This is a genomic window from Micromonospora sp. C41 (genome assembly GCF_018070485.1).
GTDB lineage: Bacteria > Actinomycetota > Actinomycetes > Mycobacteriales > Micromonosporaceae > Micromonospora > Micromonospora chalcea.
The window spans coordinates 57,042-72,682 of record NZ_JAGPXP010000013.1; the positions used below are offsets into that span (position 1 = coordinate 57,042).

Here is a 15,641-nt window from a genome sequence, read left to right on the forward strand (position 1 = left end):
CCCATGTCCGTCGTCGCCCTCACCACCCGTCCGGCCCGATCGGGCCGCCCCGACCGGGCAGTGCCGCCCCGGCCGCGTACCGCGCCGACCGTGACCATCACCCTCGACCTGGGCGCCGGCCCACTGACGCCGGGCCTGGCCCGCCTGGCCGAGCTGCTGGACGAGCTCGCCGCCTCCGGAGAGGCGCTGGTGAGCCCGGACGAGCACCGGGTCGCCCGTACCGTGCTCGACCTGCGCCGCGCCGCCGCCGCGCCACCGCCACCGGCCGGCGGCGGCGTGCGCATCCTCACCGGCACCCGCCGGGTCCGGCTCGGCGACACCGAGATCACGCTCACCCGCATCGAGTACGACCTGCTGCTCTTCCTCGCCGAGCACCCGCGCCGGGTGTTCACCCGGCTGCAACTGCTCGCCAACGTCTGGGGCTACGAGCACGCGGTGGCCCGCACCGTCGACGTCCACGTCCGCCGACTGCGGGCCAAGTTCGGGCCGGACACGCCGCTGGTCACCACCGTCTACGGCGTCGGCTACCGCCTCGCCGACGACGCCGCGATCACCGTGGACCGCGACGCCTGACCCGCCCTTCCCGCACGCGGCGCACCCGGAGAACCGGGTGCGCCGCGTTCACGTTCAGGACGCATCCGCCATTGTGAACCGCCGGGGAGACCCCCCGTACCAGCCCGAAACGGCGCTCTGCTGTAATCAACGGGCCTCGCACGCAGAGCGAGCGCACGGCTCCGATGTGTTCGTCAAATGTCACATTCATGCAACGCAGCCGCCTCTTGACCCTCGCAGAGACGCCGGGAAGCATCGATGAGGCGGCGTCCCGGGCCGTGGGGAGATACCCGGACCAGCCCAAGGAGGACCATGTCGGTCAGCCCCGCCTCGTCGCGCGCCGGATGGCATACGTCCCAACCCGCGGTCCCCGGTCGTCCCCCCGGCGGCCAGCGTCGTCCCGCCAACACCGCCGCGCCCATGCTCACCGTCACCCTGAACATCCCACTGGCCTGTGAGGAGTCGCTCACCCCGGCCGCGCGCCGGCTGCTCGACGCCGCCCGCGAGATGCTCGAACGCGGCGACGCGGTGGTCAGCGCCGCGGTTCCGGCCGAGCGCCGGCCCGACGCCGTCCCGGCCGGCCGCGCGCCGTCCCGGCCGCTCGCCCCGACCATCCCGACCCTGCACATCCTGGCCTCGTCCCGGTCGGTGCTGCGCGACGGCGAGCCGCTGCCGCTGACCCGGCTGGAGTTCGACCTGCTGCTGCACCTGGTCGCCCACCCCCGCCGGGTGTTCACCCGCCTGCAACTGCTCAACGCGGTCTGGGGGTACGAGCACGCCGGCGTCCGCACCGTCGACGTGCACGTCCGCCGGCTGCGCGGCAAGGTCGGCGTGGACGTCCCGCTGGTCACCACCGTCTACGGCGTCGGCTACCGGCTCGCCGACGACGCCCGCGTCACCATCGACCGCACCGGCTGACCGGGACACCCACGCGCCGATCGCCGCCGGACGGAGCCCCGACCGCCCGGAGGTATCAGGTGGTGACCCGCCCGCCCGCGCGGCACGATGGTCCGATGCGTGTGCGCCCGATCAGCCCCGACCGGCTCGTCACCGAGCTGGCCGGGCGTCTCGCCCGCACCGGGACGCCCGGCCGGCTGCGGGTCGCCGTGGACGGCCCGCCCGCCGCCGCACCGGACACGCTCGCCGAAGCCCTCGTCGACCCGCTGCGCGCCGCCGGCCGGCCGGTGCTGCACGTACGCGCCGACGACTTCCTCCGCCCCGCCTCGGTCCGCCTGGAGCACGGCCGCACCAACCCCGACGCGTACTACGAGGGCTGGCTCGACGAACCCGGACTGCGCCGCGAGGTGCTCGACCCGGCCGGCCCGGACGGCTCGGGCCGGCTGCTGCCGTCGCTCTGGGACGCCGCCGCCGATCGGGCCAGCCGGGCCGCGTACGTGGATCTGCCGCCCGGCGGGGTGGTAGTGGTCAGCGGCGCGCTGCTGCTCGGCGGCGCGTTGCCGTTCGACGTCACGGTCCACCTCGTGCTGTCCCCGGCGGCGCTGGACCGGCGTACCGACCCGGCGCTGCGCTGGACGCTGCCCGCCTTCGCCCGCTACGCCGACGAGGTCGACCCCGCGTCCTTCGCCGACGTGGTGGTCCGGGCCGACGACCCGCGCCGCCCCGCGCTGGTCGAGGCGGCCTGACCAGCGGCTACGGACTCACCGGAAACACTCAGGAAACAGCCGGTTTGGCCCGCCGTGGGCGGGGGTAATCGCCCGGCTCACAGAGCACGGGTGATCTCGTCGCCCGCGCATCCACAGTCGGACCGGGGTCCGGGGCGCTGGCCGCCCCGGTCCGGTATGAGGACGTAGGAAGGCAGGCAGCGATGCTCGTCCACGACACGACAGCCACCGGCCGCTCCCAGGCGGAGGTCGACCAGATCCGGCAGTCCCTGCGGTCGCGGTACGACGAGCTGACCGCCGAGTACGAGCAGACGCTGGCGCAGAGCCACGTGCTGCGGCTGGTCGAGGTCGGCGACACCGCCGGCGACGACCAGGCCGACAGCGGCACCAAGACCGCCGAGCGGGACACCGCGCAGTCGCTGCTGCGCACCATCCTGGACCGGCGGGCGCAGTTCGAGCACGCGCTGACCCGCCTGGACGAGGGCACCTACGGCTTCTGCGAGGGCTGCACCGCCCCGATCCCGGTGGAGCGGCTGGAGATCTTCCCGTCCGCCACCTCCTGCGTGGCCTGCAAGCAGACCCGGGAGCGGCGGGCGGCCTGACGCCGATGCGGTTGCCGGTCGGTCCGCCGACGCGATGAACTCCCACCATGGGTGAGATCAAGGTGGGCACCGCCTCGTGGACCGACCGGACCCTGCTCGACTCCGGCTGGTATCCGGACAGCGCCGACACGCCGGAGCGCCGGCTTTCCTACTACGCCCGGCAGTTCCCGCTGGTCGAGGTGGACGCCACCTACTACTCGCCGCCGGCCGAGCGCACCGCCCGGCTGTGGGCCGAACGCACCCCGGCCGGGTTCACGTTCAACGTCAAGGCGTTCAGCCTGCTGACCGGCCACCCCACCCGCGTCTCCGCGCTCTACAAGGACCTGCGCCCGGACACGGACAAGCGCAACGTCTACCCGGACGACCTGCCCGCGCAGGCGTACGAGGAGGTGTGGACGCGGTTCCTGTCCGCCCTGGACCCGCTCGTCGAGGCGGGCAAGCTGGGCGCGCTGCTGTTCCAGTTCCCGCCCTGGTTCACCATCAAGCGGGACAACAAGCAGTACCTGCTGGAGGTGGCCCGCCGGTGCGCGCCGTTGCGCCCGGTCTTCGAGTTCCGGCACGCCTCCTGGTTCGACGGCGACAACGCCGAGGAGACGCTCGGGTTCCTGCGTGAGCACGCGCTGCCGTTCGTCTGCGTGGACATGCCGCAGGGACACAAGTCGTCCGTCCCGCCGGTGCTGGCCGCCACCGCGGACCTCGCGATGGTCCGCTTCCACGGGCACAGCGACAAGTGGACCAGCAAGGACATCCACGAGAAGTTCGGCTACGACTACTCGAAGCGGGAGCTGCGCGACTGGGCGCCGAAACTGCGCGAGCTGGCCGGCGAGGCCGAACAGACACACGTCCTGATGAACAACTGCTACCGCGACTACGCGCAGCGCAACGCCACCACACTCGCCGGCCTGCTGGACGCCTGATCGGCTCACCCGGTACGGGTGAGGCCCGCTCACCCGCCCCCGCCGCAGCATGGACCGTGGGCGCCGGCTCGGGCGCCGCGACGAGGAGGTGGGTCATGACGGTACGGGTGGTGGCGGATCGGCGCCGCGGTGGCGTACTGCACGTGGTCGGCAGCTCCGAGGCGCCTCGGCGGGCCGAACGGGCCGGCCGGTTCCGTCCGACCCGGCTGTGGCGGGGGCCCAGCGGACCGCCGCGCCGCGCCGAAGACCGACGCTGGGAGACCGACGCACGGGGGTGATCCCGATGGCCGAACAGATGTTGTCCGCGTTCGAGTCCTCGCTGGACAAGACGAACGTGATCCTCAAGGAGATCGAGTCCGCGTACGGCTGGCCCAAGGAGCAGCGCAACCAGTCCTACGCCGCGTTGCGTACGGTGCTGCATCTGCTGCGGGACCGGATGCCGGTGCAGGAGAGCGTCGAGTTCGCCCAGCAGTTGCCGGTGCTGGTGCGGGGCGTCTACTTCGACGGCTGGCAGCCGGAGAACGTGCCGATCAAGCTGAACCGCGACGACTTCCTGTACGAGGTGCGCCAGGGTTTCCCGTACGACGTCGAGGGCGGCGCGCAGCGGGTGGTGCAGGTCGTGCTGGACACGTTGCGCCGGCACGTCACCCAGGGCGAGTGGCAGGACGTGAAGTCCACCATGCCGAAGGATCTGCGTCAGCTCATTCCCTGACCCGGCGCCGGCCCGGCCCGTCCCGCCCCCTCGGTGGGGCGGGCCGACGGCGTCCCGACCGTCGCCGCGCCCTACTGAAGGTTGATCTGGAACACCTCGAACGTGGCGCCGAACCGCGCGCCGAGCCGGCGTCCGGCCGGCCGGGCCATGCCCTCCAGGAACTCCTCGGCGTCGAAACCGCCGTCGCCGAGTCCGGTCAGGTACGCCCCGTGCGCCCGCAGCGACGCCACGCCCTTGTCGAACGTGTCGGTCACGTCCACCCCGTGCCGGGCGGCCGGCGACCCGGCCGCCCACACCTCGCGGACCCGCGACCACGGCTGGATGCCGTCGGTGAGCTGCTCCGGGAAGATCCACCGGTTGCCGGCGTCGCGGACCGCGTCCAGCGTGGCCCGGCCGCAGGCGATGTGGTCGGCCTGGTTCAGCGCGTACGCCCCGTCCCAGGTCTCCCGGAAGTTGTTCGTCAGCACCACGTCCGGCCGGTGCCGGCGCACCACGGCGGCGATGGCCCGGCGCAGCGGCACGCCGTACTCCAGCAGCCCGTCGGGCAGGCCGAGGAACTCGACCACTGACACCCCGACCACGGCGGCGGAGGCGCGCTGCTCCTCCTCGCGTACCACCCGGGCGCGCTCCGGCGTCATCCCGTCGATGCCCGCCTCGCCGCTGGTCAGCAGGCAGTAGACGACCTCCTTGCCCTGGGCGGTCCAGCGCGCCACCGCGGCGGCGGCGCCGAACTCCAGGTCGTCGGGGTGCGCCACCACTGCGAGCGCCCGCTGCCAGTCCTCGGCAAGTGGGGTGAGCGGCTCCGGCTGCGTCACGTGGACCTCCTCGCACGTCGTCCTCCCGTCATCCTGGCATCCGCCGGTCCCGGACGCTTGCCCCGCGAACCGTCCGTACGACGGTGTCCGGGCGTCTACGGTGTGGTTAGAGAAGATCGGGCGTGGGGTACCACCCGCTGCACACGGACCCCGGCACCACGCGGGGCGGCACACCGAGGGAGCACCCATGGCATTGAACGACGACGACATCCAGAGCAGCGGCGGCAGCGGCCTGGAGGGCCCCGCTGACGGCGGTGCCACCCCGGGGCAGCACGACGGTGGCGCGGACGGCGGCGCGGAGGGCCCGGCCGACGGCGGCGCGACTCCGGGTCAGCACGACGGTGGCGCGGACGGCGGCGCCGAGGGTCCCGCCGACGGTGGCGCGACTCCGGGTCAGCACGACGGTGGCGCGGACGGCAGCGCGGAGGGCCCGGCCGACGGTGGCGCGACTCCGGGTCAGCACGACGGCGGCGCCGACGGCAGCGCCTGACACATGAGCACGCACGTCGACCCGCCGGGTGGCCACGGCCGCCCGGCGGTTCCGCTTTCCGCCGCCGAGGCGCTTGCCCGGTGCGTCGCGGTGGAGCCGGCCAAGTTCGCCGCCGACCACTGGGGGCGAAGCCCGCTGCTGTCCCGCGCCGCGGAGCTGCCCAGCCCGGACGGCTTCACCGACCTGCTCAGCCCCGCCGACGCCGACGAACTGCTCAGCCGCCGCGGCCTGCGTACCCCGTTCCTGCGGGTCGCCAAGGACGGCCGGCTCGTGCCGGCGGCGCGGTACACCGGCGGCGGTGGCGCGGGCGCCGAGATCGGCGACCAGGTCCTCGACGAGAAGGTGCTGGCGCTCTACGCCGACGGCGCGACGCTGGTGTTGCAGGGCCTGCACCGCACCTGGCCGGCGATCGTCGACTTCGCCCGCGACCTGGGCATCGCGCTGGCCCAGCCGTTACAGGTGAACGCCTACCTGACCCCGGCCGGCAGCCAGGGCTTCGCCACCCACTACGACACCCACGACGTGTTCGTGCTCCAGGTCGACGGACGCAAGCACTGGCGCATCCACCCGCCGGTGCTGGCCGACCCGCTGGAGCGCCAGCCCTGGGGCGGCCGGGCCGACGAGGTCTCCGCGACCGCCGAAGGACGCCCCGAGCTGGACGTGGTGCTCTCTCCGGGCGACGCGCTCTACCTGCCGCGCGGCTGGCTGCACAGCGCCCAGGCGCAGGAGTCCAGCTCGCTGCACCTGACCGTGGGCATCCGGGCGCTGACCCGGTACGCGGTGGTCGAGGAACTGCTCGCGCTGGCCGCAGAGGACGCGCGGCTGCGCGCGAGCCTGCCGTTCGGGCTGGACCTGGCCGACCCGGACGCGATCGAGCCGGAGCTGACCGAGACCGTCGAGGCGCTGCGCGACTGGCTGCTGCGGGCCGACCCGGCGGCGGTCGCCGGCCGGCTGCGTGCCCGGGTCTGGCCGGCCGCCCGCCCGGCGCCGATCCGGCCGCTGGCCCAAGCCGAGGCGCTGGCCCGGCTGAACGCGGACAGCGAGGTCGCGGTGCGCGGCGGCCTACGCTGGCAGCTCACCCCGGCCGCCGACGGACGGGTCACGCTGCGCGTGCCCGACCGCACGCTCACCCTGCCCGGCACCTGCGAGGCGGCGCTGCGCGCGCTGCTCACCGGCGAGGTGACGAGGGTCGGCGACCTGCCCGGCCTCGACGACGACGCCGACCGCCTGGTGCTGGCCCGCCGGCTGCTAAAGGAGGCAGTCCTGGTTCCCGCCTGACCCGATGATCATGAGGTTGACCGGCGGCGCGACGGCGTGTCGCGCCGCCAACCTCATGATCGGCGGCGGGTGAGGGGCGGCGGTCAGCGGGTGTAGGTCACCGTCAGCAGGAGCAGGGTCGTCGCCAGGCCGGAGACGGCCACCAGGATCATCGGGCGTGGGGTCAGCACGGCGTGGCGGCGGTCGGCCAGCAGCCGTGCGGGCGCCAGCCCGATCACCGGGCCGAGCAGCGTCACCACCAGCGCCAGCACCGGCAGACCCACCGCCAGGTCACCGCTGGCGCCGGCCGCCAGCACTCGCGCCGCCACCCCCAGCGCGTACGCCACCAGCGCCCCGCCGATGCCGCAGGCGATCAGCAGCGGATTCACCGAGCCGGGCAGCTCACCCGGGGCGCCGGTGCGCTCCAGCAGGTCCCGGACCGCGCGCAGCAGCGGCACCGGGTCACCGGCGGCCCCGCGTACCGGGCCGGGCGGGTCACCCAGCCGCCGGGCGCCCACACCGAGCCGGGCCCGCAACTGCGTCCACAGGTGAGTGACCTCGCCGTCGACCCGCTCCACCATCCGGGACGCCTCGGCCACCTCCGTCTCGGCCTGCCGCATCTGCTCGGCGGCCTCGGCGACCGCCCGGTCCGCGGCGGCCACCTGCTGGTCGTACCAGGTGTGCGCCTCGGCCCGCTGGGCGGCCACCCGGGCGGTCAGCTCGGCGAGCCGGCGGATCTGCGCGCTGTACGTCTCACTGGTAACCGGTTCGTTCATCGGGACGGACCATAAGGGATGATCACCTGTCCGGTGCGGTGCACCGCCCGGTCGAAGTAGAGACCGCGCCACGGCCGGGGATACCAGTCCGGCCCTCCGCTGCCCGGATACAGCGAGGAGCCCAGCTCACCGCCCTGCACGTCGAGCGCCACCCAGGCGCCGATCTGATCCGTGCGCGCGCCCGCGCCGCCCAGGTCGGCCCGCATCCGGGCCACGCCCCGCCACCAGGCCAGCACGTGCGTACGCCGTTCCGGCCCGTCGTGCAGGATCCGGCGCAGCTGCTCCAGCCCGGTGCGCGTACCGGCCTTGCCGGCGAGCGCCGCCGCGGCCGCGTCCACCGCGTACAGCAGCAGGAAGTGCGGGGTACGCGACGCTCCCGGCGCGCCCAGCCCGTCACCTGCCTCGGCCATCAGCTCCGGCACCGTCTCCTCGTCGTACCAGGAGGCGTCCCCGGCCAGGTCCTCGTAGAGCGCGCGGGCGGCCGGGTCGGCGTCCGGGTCCAGGCAGGCGATGGAGAAGCGGGCCGCGCCGGGCGGGTACTGCCGGGCCAGCGAGCGGGCGGCGGCGTCGAGCACCGCGCACGCCTCGTCCACCCGGGTGCCCAGCACCGCCAGGTTGCGGCCCGGGGCGCGGGGCAGCCGCAGCGCCGCCGAGCGGGCCTGCACGTCGATGATCTCGCCGAGCAGCGCCACCGGGTTGCGCGGGACGCCCTGCTCCGGCGCGGTCAGCGCGCGGAAGTCCGGCGCGTCGGCCAGCTTCGGGATCGCGTCGCCGTCGAACAGCCGGGCCGGCGCGGCGTCCTGCGGGCGCATCCGCCACAGCCGGTGCTGAAGCTCGCTCCACGTCTCCCAGTCGCTGGCCGACGGGATGCGGGCCACCTCGTTCCCCTCGGCCAGGCCCGACTCGGCGTTGATGACCGCGTGGTGGCGGGGCAGCGACTGCGCCGCGTCGTTGCGCTCGGCCAGGATGCGCAGCGCCTTCGGCAGCGCGATCCGCAGCGTGAACTGGGCGACCAGCGCGGGCCGCCCCCACAGCGCCTCGATGCCGCGTACGTCCTGCGAGGCGAGCACCAGGTGGATGCCCTGCGACCGGCCCCGCCGGGCCAGGTCCTCCAGCAGGTCGGCGGCCTCCCGGGCGACCACGTCCCGGCCGGCGAGCAGCGCCTGGAACTCGTCCACCACGGCCACGATGCGCGGCCAGTGCCCGTCCGGGTCCACCGCGCGCAGCTCGGCGAGCTTGGTGACCTCGTGCTTCTTCGCCGCGTCGGCGCGGCGGCGCAGCTCCTCGGCGAGGAAGCGCAGCAGCGCCAGGCCGAACTCCCGGTCGGTGTTGACGTTGATGCCGACCAGCCGCATGTGCGGCAGCCAGCTGGGGTCGCGCCGGCCCTGCGCGAACCGGGCGAAGGACACGCCCTCCTTGAAGTCCAGCAGATAGAACTCCAGCTCGGCGGGGGAGTAGCGGGCGGCGAGCGCGCCGATCCAGGCGAAGATCAGATTGGTCTTGCCGGTGCCGGACGGGCCGCCGATCAGCGCGTGCGGCGGGTAGTCGCCGAGCGTGAGCAGCACCTGCCGCCCGTGCGGGCCCTCGCCGACCGGCGCGCTGAGCCCGTGCGACGAGTCCTCCCGCCAGTACTCGTCCGGCGGCGGGAGCAGGTCGGTGAACGGCGTCGGGGGAGGGCCGGCGGCGACCCGGGAGGCAACCGTGCGGCAGGTCTCGGTGACCAGCGCGGGTGGCGGCGGCGCGTCGAGCCGCACCGGCAGCCCGGCCACCCGGGCGTCGTCCGGCTCGACCACGATCCGGGTGACGGTCGGGTCGTCGGGCAGCTCGATGCCGCGGACCACCAGGTGCACGCCGCACGCGGCGCCGGTGCGTACCACCCGGTCGAGCTGGCCGCGCTCGTGCCGGGACAGCTCGTCACCGCCGAGCAGCACCGCCACCCGCCACGGCTCCGGGCGGCGTCCGGTGGCGGCGGCCAGGTCGCGCAGCGAGGCGTACTCACCGGCCAGCACCGTGGCGTTGATCCGGCGGATCTGCTCCACCAGGTCGTCCAGCAGCCGGCCCAGGCCACCCGGTCCGACGAACGTGAGCAGCCCGGCGGTGCCGAGCGGGGCGAACCCGGCCAGCCCGCCGCCCAGGTGCTCCGGGTCGTAGCCGTACAGCCGCACCGCGCCCGGGTCGGCGCGGCCGACCGAGCGCAGCAGCAGCGCCGGCACCACCGCCGCCAGGCCGTCCCGGTCGCCGCCGGCCAGGTGCGCGTGCCCGGCGTCGAGCAGCGGCACGAGCGCGGGCACCGGTTCGGCGCCGTCGAGGCGTACCGTGCCGACCCGCAACGCACCGGGCGGCTCGGACCGGCCGGCGGGGGTGGCCTGCCAGCGGTCCCAGGGCGCGGACGCCGCGCCCGGCGCCTCCCGCTGCGCCGCGGCGGCGGCCCGGCGGGCCAGCTCCGCGAGGCGGGCGGTGTGCCGGGCGTCGATCTCGGCCAGGCGCCGGTCGCGGGCCGCGCCCACCCGGGCGGGCACTGCGGCGGCGGCTTTGCGGGTACGCGCCAGCCGCTCCCGGCTCGCGGTCAGTTCCGCCTCGGCGGCGGCGAGCCGGGTACGGGTGGCGCCCAGGGCCTCGGAGAGCATCCCCCGGACCCGCGTCACCAGTTGCGTGCGGACGTCAGCCACGGGACGTCTCCCGTTCGTCGGTGTCCTTCGGCAGGTCCCGGCCGAGCCGGTCGAGCAGCACGCCGGTGAGCACGCCGGCGGTGACCGCCGGGTCGGCCGCGTGCGGCTGCTCCGCGTCGTCGTCGCGGCGCGGCGGGGGCATCCGGCACACCCGGGTCAGCAGCGTGTCCAGCACCGGCCGCGGCAGGCCGGGCAGCAGGTCACGGACCCGGGACTCCAGCGCGCCGCGCAGCCGGGGCAGGTCGTCCGCGCGGGGCGGGTGGCCGAGCAGCTCACCGGCCAGCTCGCGCAGCAGCGGCGGGGCGATCGCGGCCAGCCCCAGCCCCACGTCGGCGTGCGCGCCGCGCAGGTCGCGGTGCAGGCGGTCCCGGTCACCGGAGCGGACCCCGGCGACCACCCGGCGCAGCAGCTCCCGGGAGTCCCCGACGCGCTCGTCCGGCTCGTCCGGCGTACCCTCCCGGCCGCCGGTCAGCTCCGCCACCCGTACCGCCCACCAGCGCCGTACCGCGGGTTGCTCGCCCGGCTCGGGCGCGGCGCCCGGCGCGGGCGGCGCTTCGCCGCGCGGCGTGTCGTGCCTGGGCGGCCGCTCGCCCGGCGGGGCCGGCGGCGCGCCGTCGGGGGCCAGCCCGATCGCGGCCAGGTACGCGGTGAGCTGTTCCTGCGCCACACGCAGCGCGTAGCCGGCGGTTTCGGCGTGCTCGGTGGCCGAGGACAGCTCCGGCACCCCCATCGGGTCGGCCGACTCCTGGCGTACCCAGCGCAGCCGCTCCTGCGCCTGGCCGAGCTTCTCCAGCGCGGCGGCGAGCTGGGCGAGGGGCAGGTCCTCGGCGGCGGCGCGGACCTGGGCGCCGATGTCCTCGACGATGGACACGGCCCGGCCTCAGAGCGTCGCGACGTAGAGTTGCGCCTGCTCGACCGCGACGAGTGTCGCGGCGAGACACTCCTCCAGCTCCTGGCTGGCCTGTGTCAGCGAGGCCTGGGCCGCCTCGACCGTCTCGTGGCCGCTGCCCTCCAGCGCGCCGGCCAGGGTCTGCTGTGCCTCGGCCAGCTTCTCGCCCGCTGCCTGCACCGCTGTCTGGCCGTCACCGATCTGCTGGAGCGCGACATCGATGGCGGCCTTCAGCTCGGCGACGCTCGCCACGGAACCTCCTGGGGGCAAAAGAGATCTCCATTACAACCCATCGGAACGAGTGGGCGAGCATCCACCCTCAGGCGGTTGTCGCCCGCGTGTCCGGTTGTGGCCCTGACGTGCGCGAAGACCTCGCCGCCGGTCCCGTCGGCGAGCCCGCCGGTCCCGTTGACGGAACCGGATGATCTAGCGGCCGAGCCAGCGCGGGCCGCGTACCTCCGCGCCGAGCGCGGTCACCCGCTCGCGCAGCTCCCGGTCGGCGGTGACCACCACCCGCCGCCGCTGCGGCGCGGCGGCCACCAGCTCCACCACCGTGTCGTCGCCGGAGCCGGGCGCGGACACCACCTCGACGCCGGGCGCCGAGGTGACGTGCCGGGCCGCGCCCTCCACCACCAGCACCACCTGCACCGGCGGGGGTAGCTCCGGCGGCAGGCCCGCCTCCCCGACGGACGCCAGCGCGTCGCGCAGGCGGGCGGCCGCGCCGGCCCGGTCCCGCCACCAGCCGTCCGGGCGCGAGCCCACCACGTTCGCGCCGTCCACGACCAGCAGCGGTCTGCTCTCCATGCCCTCAGCCTGCCATCCGGTCGCGTTTGTCGCGCCGACCGCCGGGTAGCCACCGCCGACCGTGCCGCGCGTGCCGGGTACCGGTCGTGCCGACCGACTGCGGAGGACGATGATGATGGGACCGGGTGACTTCGGCAACGACCCCTGGGACGAGTTCCTGGCCCGATACTTCGGCCGGGGCGAGGGGGGACGCCGACCGGCGCACCGGGTCGACATCACCCGACTGATGACCGCCGACGCCCGGGAGATGCTGGCCGACGCGGCCCGCCGGGCCGCTCAGAAGCACAGCAACGACCTGGACACCGACCATCTGCTCTGGGCGGCGTTGCAGCGCGAGCCGCTGCGCGACCTGGTACGCCGGGCCGGCGCCGACCCGGACACGCTCGTCAACGCGCTCGGCGGGCGGGGTGAGGGCGCGCCCCGGGGCGAGGTGCCGCCGAACCTGTCGCTGACCCCGGCCGCGAAGCGGGCGCTGCTGGACGCGCACCAGCTCTCCCGCGCGATGGGCGCCAACTACATCGGTCCCGAGCACATCCTGATGGCGCTGCCGCTGAACCCCGAGTCGCCGGCCGGCCGGATGCTCGCCGCCGGCCGGATCCAGCCGGAGTCGTTGCAGGCGGCCAGCGCCGAGCGGGGCGCGGCCGGCACGCCGCGCCCGGACCGCGGCACCCCCACCCTCGACCAGTACGGGCAGGACCTCACCGAGCTGGCCCGGATGGACCAGATCGACCCGGTGATCGGCCGCGCCGACGAGATCGAGCAGGCGGTGGAGATCCTGTCCCGGCGGACCAAGAACAACCCGGTGCTGATCGGCGAGGCCGGCGTCGGCAAGACCGCGATCGTGGAAGGGCTGGCGGAACGGATCTGCGACGGTGACGTGCCGCAGACGCTTATCGGCAAGCGGGTGATCCAGCTCGACCTGTCCGGCCTGGTCGCCGGCACCCGCTACCGGGGCGACTTCGAGGAACGCCTGAAGAAGGTGATCGACGAGATCCGCGCCCACCGCGACGAGCTGATCATCTTCCTGGACGAGATCCACACGCTGGTCGGCGCGGGCGGCGCCGGCAGCGAGGGCGGGATGGACGCGTCGAACATGCTCAAGCCGGCCCTGGCCCGCGGCGAGCTGCGGGTCATCGGCGCGACCACGCTCGACGAGTACCGGCGCAGCATCGAGAAGGACGCCGCGCTGGCCCGCCGGTTCCAGCCGGTGCTGGTGCCCGAGCCGAGCGTGGAGGACACCGTGGCGATCCTGCGCGGGCTGCGCGACCGGTACGAGGCGCACCACCAGGTCCGGTTCACCGACGAGGCGCTGATCGCCGCCGGTGAGCTGTCCGACCGGTACGTCACCGACCGGTTCCTGCCGGACAAGGCGATCGACCTGATCGACCAGGCCGGCGCGCGGGTGCGGCTGCGGACGCGCACTCCCGCCGAGGACGTGCGCGAGCTGGAGCAGCAGCTCGAGGACACGCGCCGGGACAAGGAGCAGGCGGTCTCCGACGAGCAGTACGAGCGGGCCTCCGCGCTGCGCGACCGGGTCGCCGAGCTGGAGGACCAGGTGCGCCGCGCCCGCGGCGACGAGGGACCCAACCACGTGCCCGAGGTGGGGCCGACGGAGATCGCCGAGGTGGTCTCCCGGGCCACCGGCATCCCGGTCACCCAGCTCACCGAGGAGGAACGCGACCGGCTGCTGCGCCTGGAGGGGCACCTGCACGAGAAGATCATCGGCCAGGACGACGCGGTCAGCGCCGTCTCCGAGGCGGTGCGCCGCTCCCGTACCGGGCTGGCCGACCCGAACCGGCCGATGGGCAGCTTCCTGTTCCTCGGCCCGACCGGCGTCGGCAAGACCGAGCTGGCCCGCGCGCTGGCCGAGGCGCTGTTCGGCGAGGCGGACCGGATGGTCCGGGTGGACATGAGCGAGTTCCAGGAGCGGCACACGGTCAGCCGGCTGGTCGGCGCGCCGCCCGGGTACGTCGGCTACGAGGAGGCCGGCCAGCTCACCGAGGCGGTCCGCCGCCGCCCGTACGCGGTGGTGCTGCTGGACGAGATCGAGAAGGCACACCCGGACGTGTTCAACATCCTGCTCCAGGTGCTCGACGACGGCCGGCTCACCGACAGCCAGGGCCGGACGGTGAACTTCAAGAACACCGTGCTGATCATGACGAGCAACCTCGGCTCGGAGCTGATCACCGGCGCCCAGCGCACCGTCGGCTTCGCCAGCGGCGCGCCCGGCCAGCAGGAGAGCGACGAGCTGCGGGAACGGCTGATGCGCCGGCTCCAGGAGAACTTCCGCCCGGAGTTCCTCAACCGCATCGACGAGGTGATCATCTTCCAGCGGCTGGAGGCCGAGCAGCTGCGCCAGATCACCGGGCTGCTGCTGGAGGAGACCCGCCGCCGCATGCACGCCCAGGACATCCAGGTCGACTTCAGGACCGCCGGCGTGGACTGGCTCGCCGAGCACGGCTACCAGCCGGAGTTCGGCGCCCGCCCGCTGCGCCGGGTGATCCAGCGCGAGGTCGACAACCGGCTGTCCCGGATGCTGCTGGAGAACGAGATATCCCCGGGGCAGAAGGTCATTGTCGACGCCCGCGACGACCAGCTGGTATTCGACGTCACCGCCGGTGAACGCGGGCACGCGGCAGCCACCACGTCTCATCCCCGATGACTGGCGACGGTCCGTTCCCACGGGCCGGACCGCCTCGTCACCGACGGATCGAAAGGGCGGACATGACCGAACCCGAGGAGGTCCCCGACGGCGACATCGGGGCCGGTGAGCCGATCGAGGCGGCCCCGACGGCGAACCCGTCCCGGGTGCGGGTGCCGCCGGAGGGCCTGAAGCAGCACACACCGAACGAGGGCGAGCCGGCATCCGGGCCGCCGCCGGCAGAGGAGGCGTGATGGCACGCGAGGCGCGACTCGACCCCGAGGTCGAGGTGATCTGGGACGACTTCCACGCCGAGGTGAACGTGTCCTCCGAGACGCTGCGGCAGTGGCTGCTGACCCGCGGCTCGGGGGAGGAGGCGTTCGGCCCCGGCCCGGACCTCGACCTGCCCGAACCCGGCCGGCAGATCCTCGCCGTGCTGCGCAAGCGCAAGGTGGACCTCACGCCGGAGGACATCGAGGTGATGCGCGAGGCGATCACCCGGATCCGGGAGCTGACCGCGCAGCGGCCACGCCGGGGCAACGCCGACGACGAGTGGCGGCACGCCCTGCTCGACCTCGGCCACGACGTCCTGATCGAACGCTGAGCCGGTACGCCGGCGCCCGGGCGGGTCACCCACCCGGGCGCCGGCGTCTACTCCGACTCCAGGCTGGGCAGCCGCAGCCCGGCCGCGTCCGCGGCGGCCAGCAGGTCGTCCCGGGCCCGCTCCGCACGGCTGAGCAGGTTGGCGTACTCGGTGACGTCGGCCGGGTCCGGCACCTCCGGCAGCCGCCGCAGGAACGCCTCCACCTCGGCGGCGGCGGTGGTGTGCGCGGTGGCCGCCTGACGCAGCAGCTCCCGCTGGTCGGCGGCCGGATACAGATCAGTCATGTCGCCG

General features: G+C 74.8%; 18 protein-coding genes. 11 read left to right on the top strand and 7 right to left on the bottom strand.

Annotated features, from left to right (window positions below):
• Window positions 1–3: 3 nt before the first annotated feature.
• The 6 genes from KBX43_RS16060 to KBX43_RS16085 all read left to right on the top strand — a co-directional run bounded on the left by KBX43_RS16060 (window position 4) and on the right by KBX43_RS16085 (window position 4,405).
• Window positions 4–573 carry a winged helix-turn-helix domain-containing protein gene (locus KBX43_RS16060; protein WP_064446125.1) on the top strand — a complete coding sequence of 190 codons (570 nt, stop codon included), beginning with the start codon at window positions 4–6 and terminating at the stop codon, window positions 571–573.
• A gap of 291 nt (window positions 574–864) precedes the next feature.
• A complete protein-coding gene (locus KBX43_RS16065) occupies window positions 865–1,470 on the top strand; it encodes a winged helix-turn-helix domain-containing protein (protein ID WP_030504027.1) in 606 nt (201 codons plus the stop codon).
• A gap of 95 nt (window positions 1,471–1,565) precedes the next feature.
• Window positions 1,566–2,195 (top strand): uridine kinase, encoded by a 630-nt coding sequence (locus tag KBX43_RS16070; RefSeq protein ID WP_210885164.1) that lies wholly within the window; start codon window positions 1,566–1,568, stop codon window positions 2,193–2,195.
• Window positions 2,196–2,377: 182 nt separating this feature from the next.
• Window positions 2,378–2,776 (top strand): TraR/DksA C4-type zinc finger protein, encoded by a 399-nt coding sequence (locus KBX43_RS16075; RefSeq protein WP_043324464.1) that lies wholly within the window; start codon window positions 2,378–2,380, stop codon window positions 2,774–2,776.
• Between the two features lie 47 nt (window positions 2,777–2,823).
• Window positions 2,824–3,693: a DUF72 domain-containing protein gene (locus tag KBX43_RS16080; RefSeq protein WP_210885166.1), complete on the top strand. Its 870-nt coding sequence runs from the start codon at window positions 2,824–2,826 to the stop codon at window positions 3,691–3,693.
• A gap of 283 nt (window positions 3,694–3,976) precedes the next feature.
• Window positions 3,977–4,405 (top strand): DUF2267 domain-containing protein, encoded by a 429-nt coding sequence (locus tag KBX43_RS16085; RefSeq protein ID WP_064446508.1) that lies wholly within the window; start codon window positions 3,977–3,979, stop codon window positions 4,403–4,405.
• A 71-nt stretch (window positions 4,406–4,476) separates the two neighbouring features.
• Here the strand turns inward: KBX43_RS16085 and KBX43_RS16090 are convergent, their stop codons facing one another.
• The gene (locus KBX43_RS16090; protein WP_210885168.1) at window positions 4,477–5,220 is read right to left on the bottom strand and encodes a PIG-L deacetylase family protein; all 744 of its coding nucleotides are present in this window, start codon (window positions 5,218–5,220) and stop codon (window positions 4,477–4,479) included.
• A gap of 187 nt (window positions 5,221–5,407) precedes the next feature.
• Here KBX43_RS16090 and KBX43_RS16095 point away from each other — a divergent pair, with 187 nt between their 5' ends.
• Together KBX43_RS16095 and KBX43_RS16100 are read left to right on the top strand one after the other, a co-directional pair.
• A complete protein-coding gene (locus KBX43_RS16095; protein ID WP_026268594.1) occupies window positions 5,408–5,710 on the top strand; it encodes a hypothetical protein in 303 nt (100 codons plus the stop codon).
• Between the two features lie 3 nt (window positions 5,711–5,713).
• The gene (locus KBX43_RS16100) at window positions 5,714–6,988 is read left to right on the top strand and encodes a cupin domain-containing protein (protein ID WP_166456067.1); all 1,275 of its coding nucleotides are present in this window, start codon (window positions 5,714–5,716) and stop codon (window positions 6,986–6,988) included.
• An 83-nt stretch (window positions 6,989–7,071) separates the two neighbouring features.
• Here the strand turns inward: KBX43_RS16100 and KBX43_RS16105 are convergent, their stop codons facing one another.
• The 5 genes from KBX43_RS16105 to KBX43_RS16125 all read right to left on the bottom strand — a co-directional run bounded on the left by KBX43_RS16105 (window position 7,072) and on the right by KBX43_RS16125 (window position 12,105).
• Window positions 7,072–7,743 carry a hypothetical protein gene (locus KBX43_RS16105; protein WP_210885170.1) on the bottom strand — a complete coding sequence of 224 codons (672 nt, stop codon included), beginning with the start codon at window positions 7,741–7,743 and terminating at the stop codon, window positions 7,072–7,074.
• Window positions 7,740–10,412: an FtsK/SpoIIIE domain-containing protein gene (locus tag KBX43_RS16110; protein ID WP_140946524.1), complete on the bottom strand. Its 2,673-nt coding sequence runs from the start codon at window positions 10,410–10,412 to the stop codon at window positions 7,740–7,742. The genes KBX43_RS16105 and KBX43_RS16110 overlap by 4 nt, the downstream gene beginning before the upstream one ends.
• The gene (locus tag KBX43_RS16115; protein ID WP_210885177.1) at window positions 10,405–11,283 is read right to left on the bottom strand and encodes a hypothetical protein; all 879 of its coding nucleotides are present in this window, start codon (window positions 11,281–11,283) and stop codon (window positions 10,405–10,407) included. Before KBX43_RS16115 ends, KBX43_RS16110 begins: the two co-directional genes overlap by 8 nt.
• A gap of 9 nt (window positions 11,284–11,292) precedes the next feature.
• Entirely contained in the window at window positions 11,293–11,553 is a 261-nt protein-coding gene (locus KBX43_RS16120) for a hypothetical protein (protein ID WP_030504016.1), read from the bottom strand.
• Between the two features lie 174 nt (window positions 11,554–11,727).
• A complete protein-coding gene (locus KBX43_RS16125; protein ID WP_043324447.1) occupies window positions 11,728–12,105 on the bottom strand; it encodes a hypothetical protein in 378 nt (125 codons plus the stop codon).
• Window positions 12,106–12,217: 112 nt separating this feature from the next.
• Here KBX43_RS16125 and KBX43_RS16130 point away from each other — a divergent pair, with 112 nt between their 5' ends.
• The 3 genes from KBX43_RS16130 (at window position 12,218) to KBX43_RS16140 (ending at window position 15,350) form a co-directional block, all read left to right on the top strand.
• A complete protein-coding gene (locus tag KBX43_RS16130) occupies window positions 12,218–14,767 on the top strand; it encodes an ATP-dependent Clp protease ATP-binding subunit (protein ID WP_064446117.1) in 2,550 nt (849 codons plus the stop codon).
• A gap of 62 nt (window positions 14,768–14,829) precedes the next feature.
• On the top strand, window positions 14,830–15,000 hold the full coding sequence (locus KBX43_RS16135) for a hypothetical protein (protein ID WP_166456064.1): 171 nt from the start codon (window positions 14,830–14,832) through the stop codon (window positions 14,998–15,000).
• Window positions 15,000–15,350 (top strand): DUF3140 domain-containing protein, encoded by a 351-nt coding sequence (locus tag KBX43_RS16140; RefSeq protein WP_043324444.1) that lies wholly within the window; start codon window positions 15,000–15,002, stop codon window positions 15,348–15,350. Before KBX43_RS16135 ends, KBX43_RS16140 begins: the two co-directional genes overlap by 1 nt.
• Window positions 15,351–15,397: 47 nt before the next feature.
• On the opposite strand, the gene KBX43_RS16145 is transcribed toward KBX43_RS16140, so the two are convergent.
• Window positions 15,398–15,634 carry a hypothetical protein gene (locus KBX43_RS16145; RefSeq protein WP_043324442.1) on the bottom strand — a complete coding sequence of 79 codons (237 nt, stop codon included), beginning with the start codon at window positions 15,632–15,634 and terminating at the stop codon, window positions 15,398–15,400.
• Window positions 15,635–15,641 lie beyond the last annotated feature (7 nt).

Coding starts and splice junctions, on each gene's coding strand:
- KBX43_RS16060 (WP_064446125.1), top strand. CDS start 4: ATGTCCGTCGTCGCCCTCACCACCCGTCCGGCCCGATCGGGCCGCCCC.
- KBX43_RS16065 (WP_030504027.1), top strand. CDS start 865: ATGTCGGTCAGCCCCGCCTCGTCGCGCGCCGGATGGCATACGTCCCAA.
- KBX43_RS16070 (WP_210885164.1), top strand. CDS start 1,566: ATGCGTGTGCGCCCGATCAGCCCCGACCGGCTCGTCACCGAGCTGGCC.
- KBX43_RS16075 (WP_043324464.1), top strand. CDS start 2,378: ATGCTCGTCCACGACACGACAGCCACCGGCCGCTCCCAGGCGGAGGTC.
- KBX43_RS16080 (WP_210885166.1), top strand. CDS start 2,824: ATGGGTGAGATCAAGGTGGGCACCGCCTCGTGGACCGACCGGACCCTG.
- KBX43_RS16085 (WP_064446508.1), top strand. CDS start 3,977: ATGGCCGAACAGATGTTGTCCGCGTTCGAGTCCTCGCTGGACAAGACG.
- KBX43_RS16095 (WP_026268594.1), top strand. CDS start 5,408: ATGGCATTGAACGACGACGACATCCAGAGCAGCGGCGGCAGCGGCCTG.
- KBX43_RS16100 (WP_166456067.1), top strand. CDS start 5,714: ATGAGCACGCACGTCGACCCGCCGGGTGGCCACGGCCGCCCGGCGGTT.
- KBX43_RS16105 (WP_210885170.1), bottom strand. CDS start 7,743: ATGAACGAACCGGTTACCAGTGAGACGTACAGCGCGCAGATCCGCCGG.
- KBX43_RS16125 (WP_043324447.1), bottom strand. CDS start 12,105: ATGGAGAGCAGACCGCTGCTGGTCGTGGACGGCGCGAACGTGGTGGGC.
- KBX43_RS16130 (WP_064446117.1), top strand. CDS start 12,218: ATGATGGGACCGGGTGACTTCGGCAACGACCCCTGGGACGAGTTCCTG.
- KBX43_RS16135 (WP_166456064.1), top strand. CDS start 14,830: ATGACCGAACCCGAGGAGGTCCCCGACGGCGACATCGGGGCCGGTGAG.
- KBX43_RS16140 (WP_043324444.1), top strand. CDS start 15,000: ATGGCACGCGAGGCGCGACTCGACCCCGAGGTCGAGGTGATCTGGGAC.
- KBX43_RS16145 (WP_043324442.1), bottom strand. CDS start 15,634: ATGACTGATCTGTATCCGGCCGCCGACCAGCGGGAGCTGCTGCGTCAG.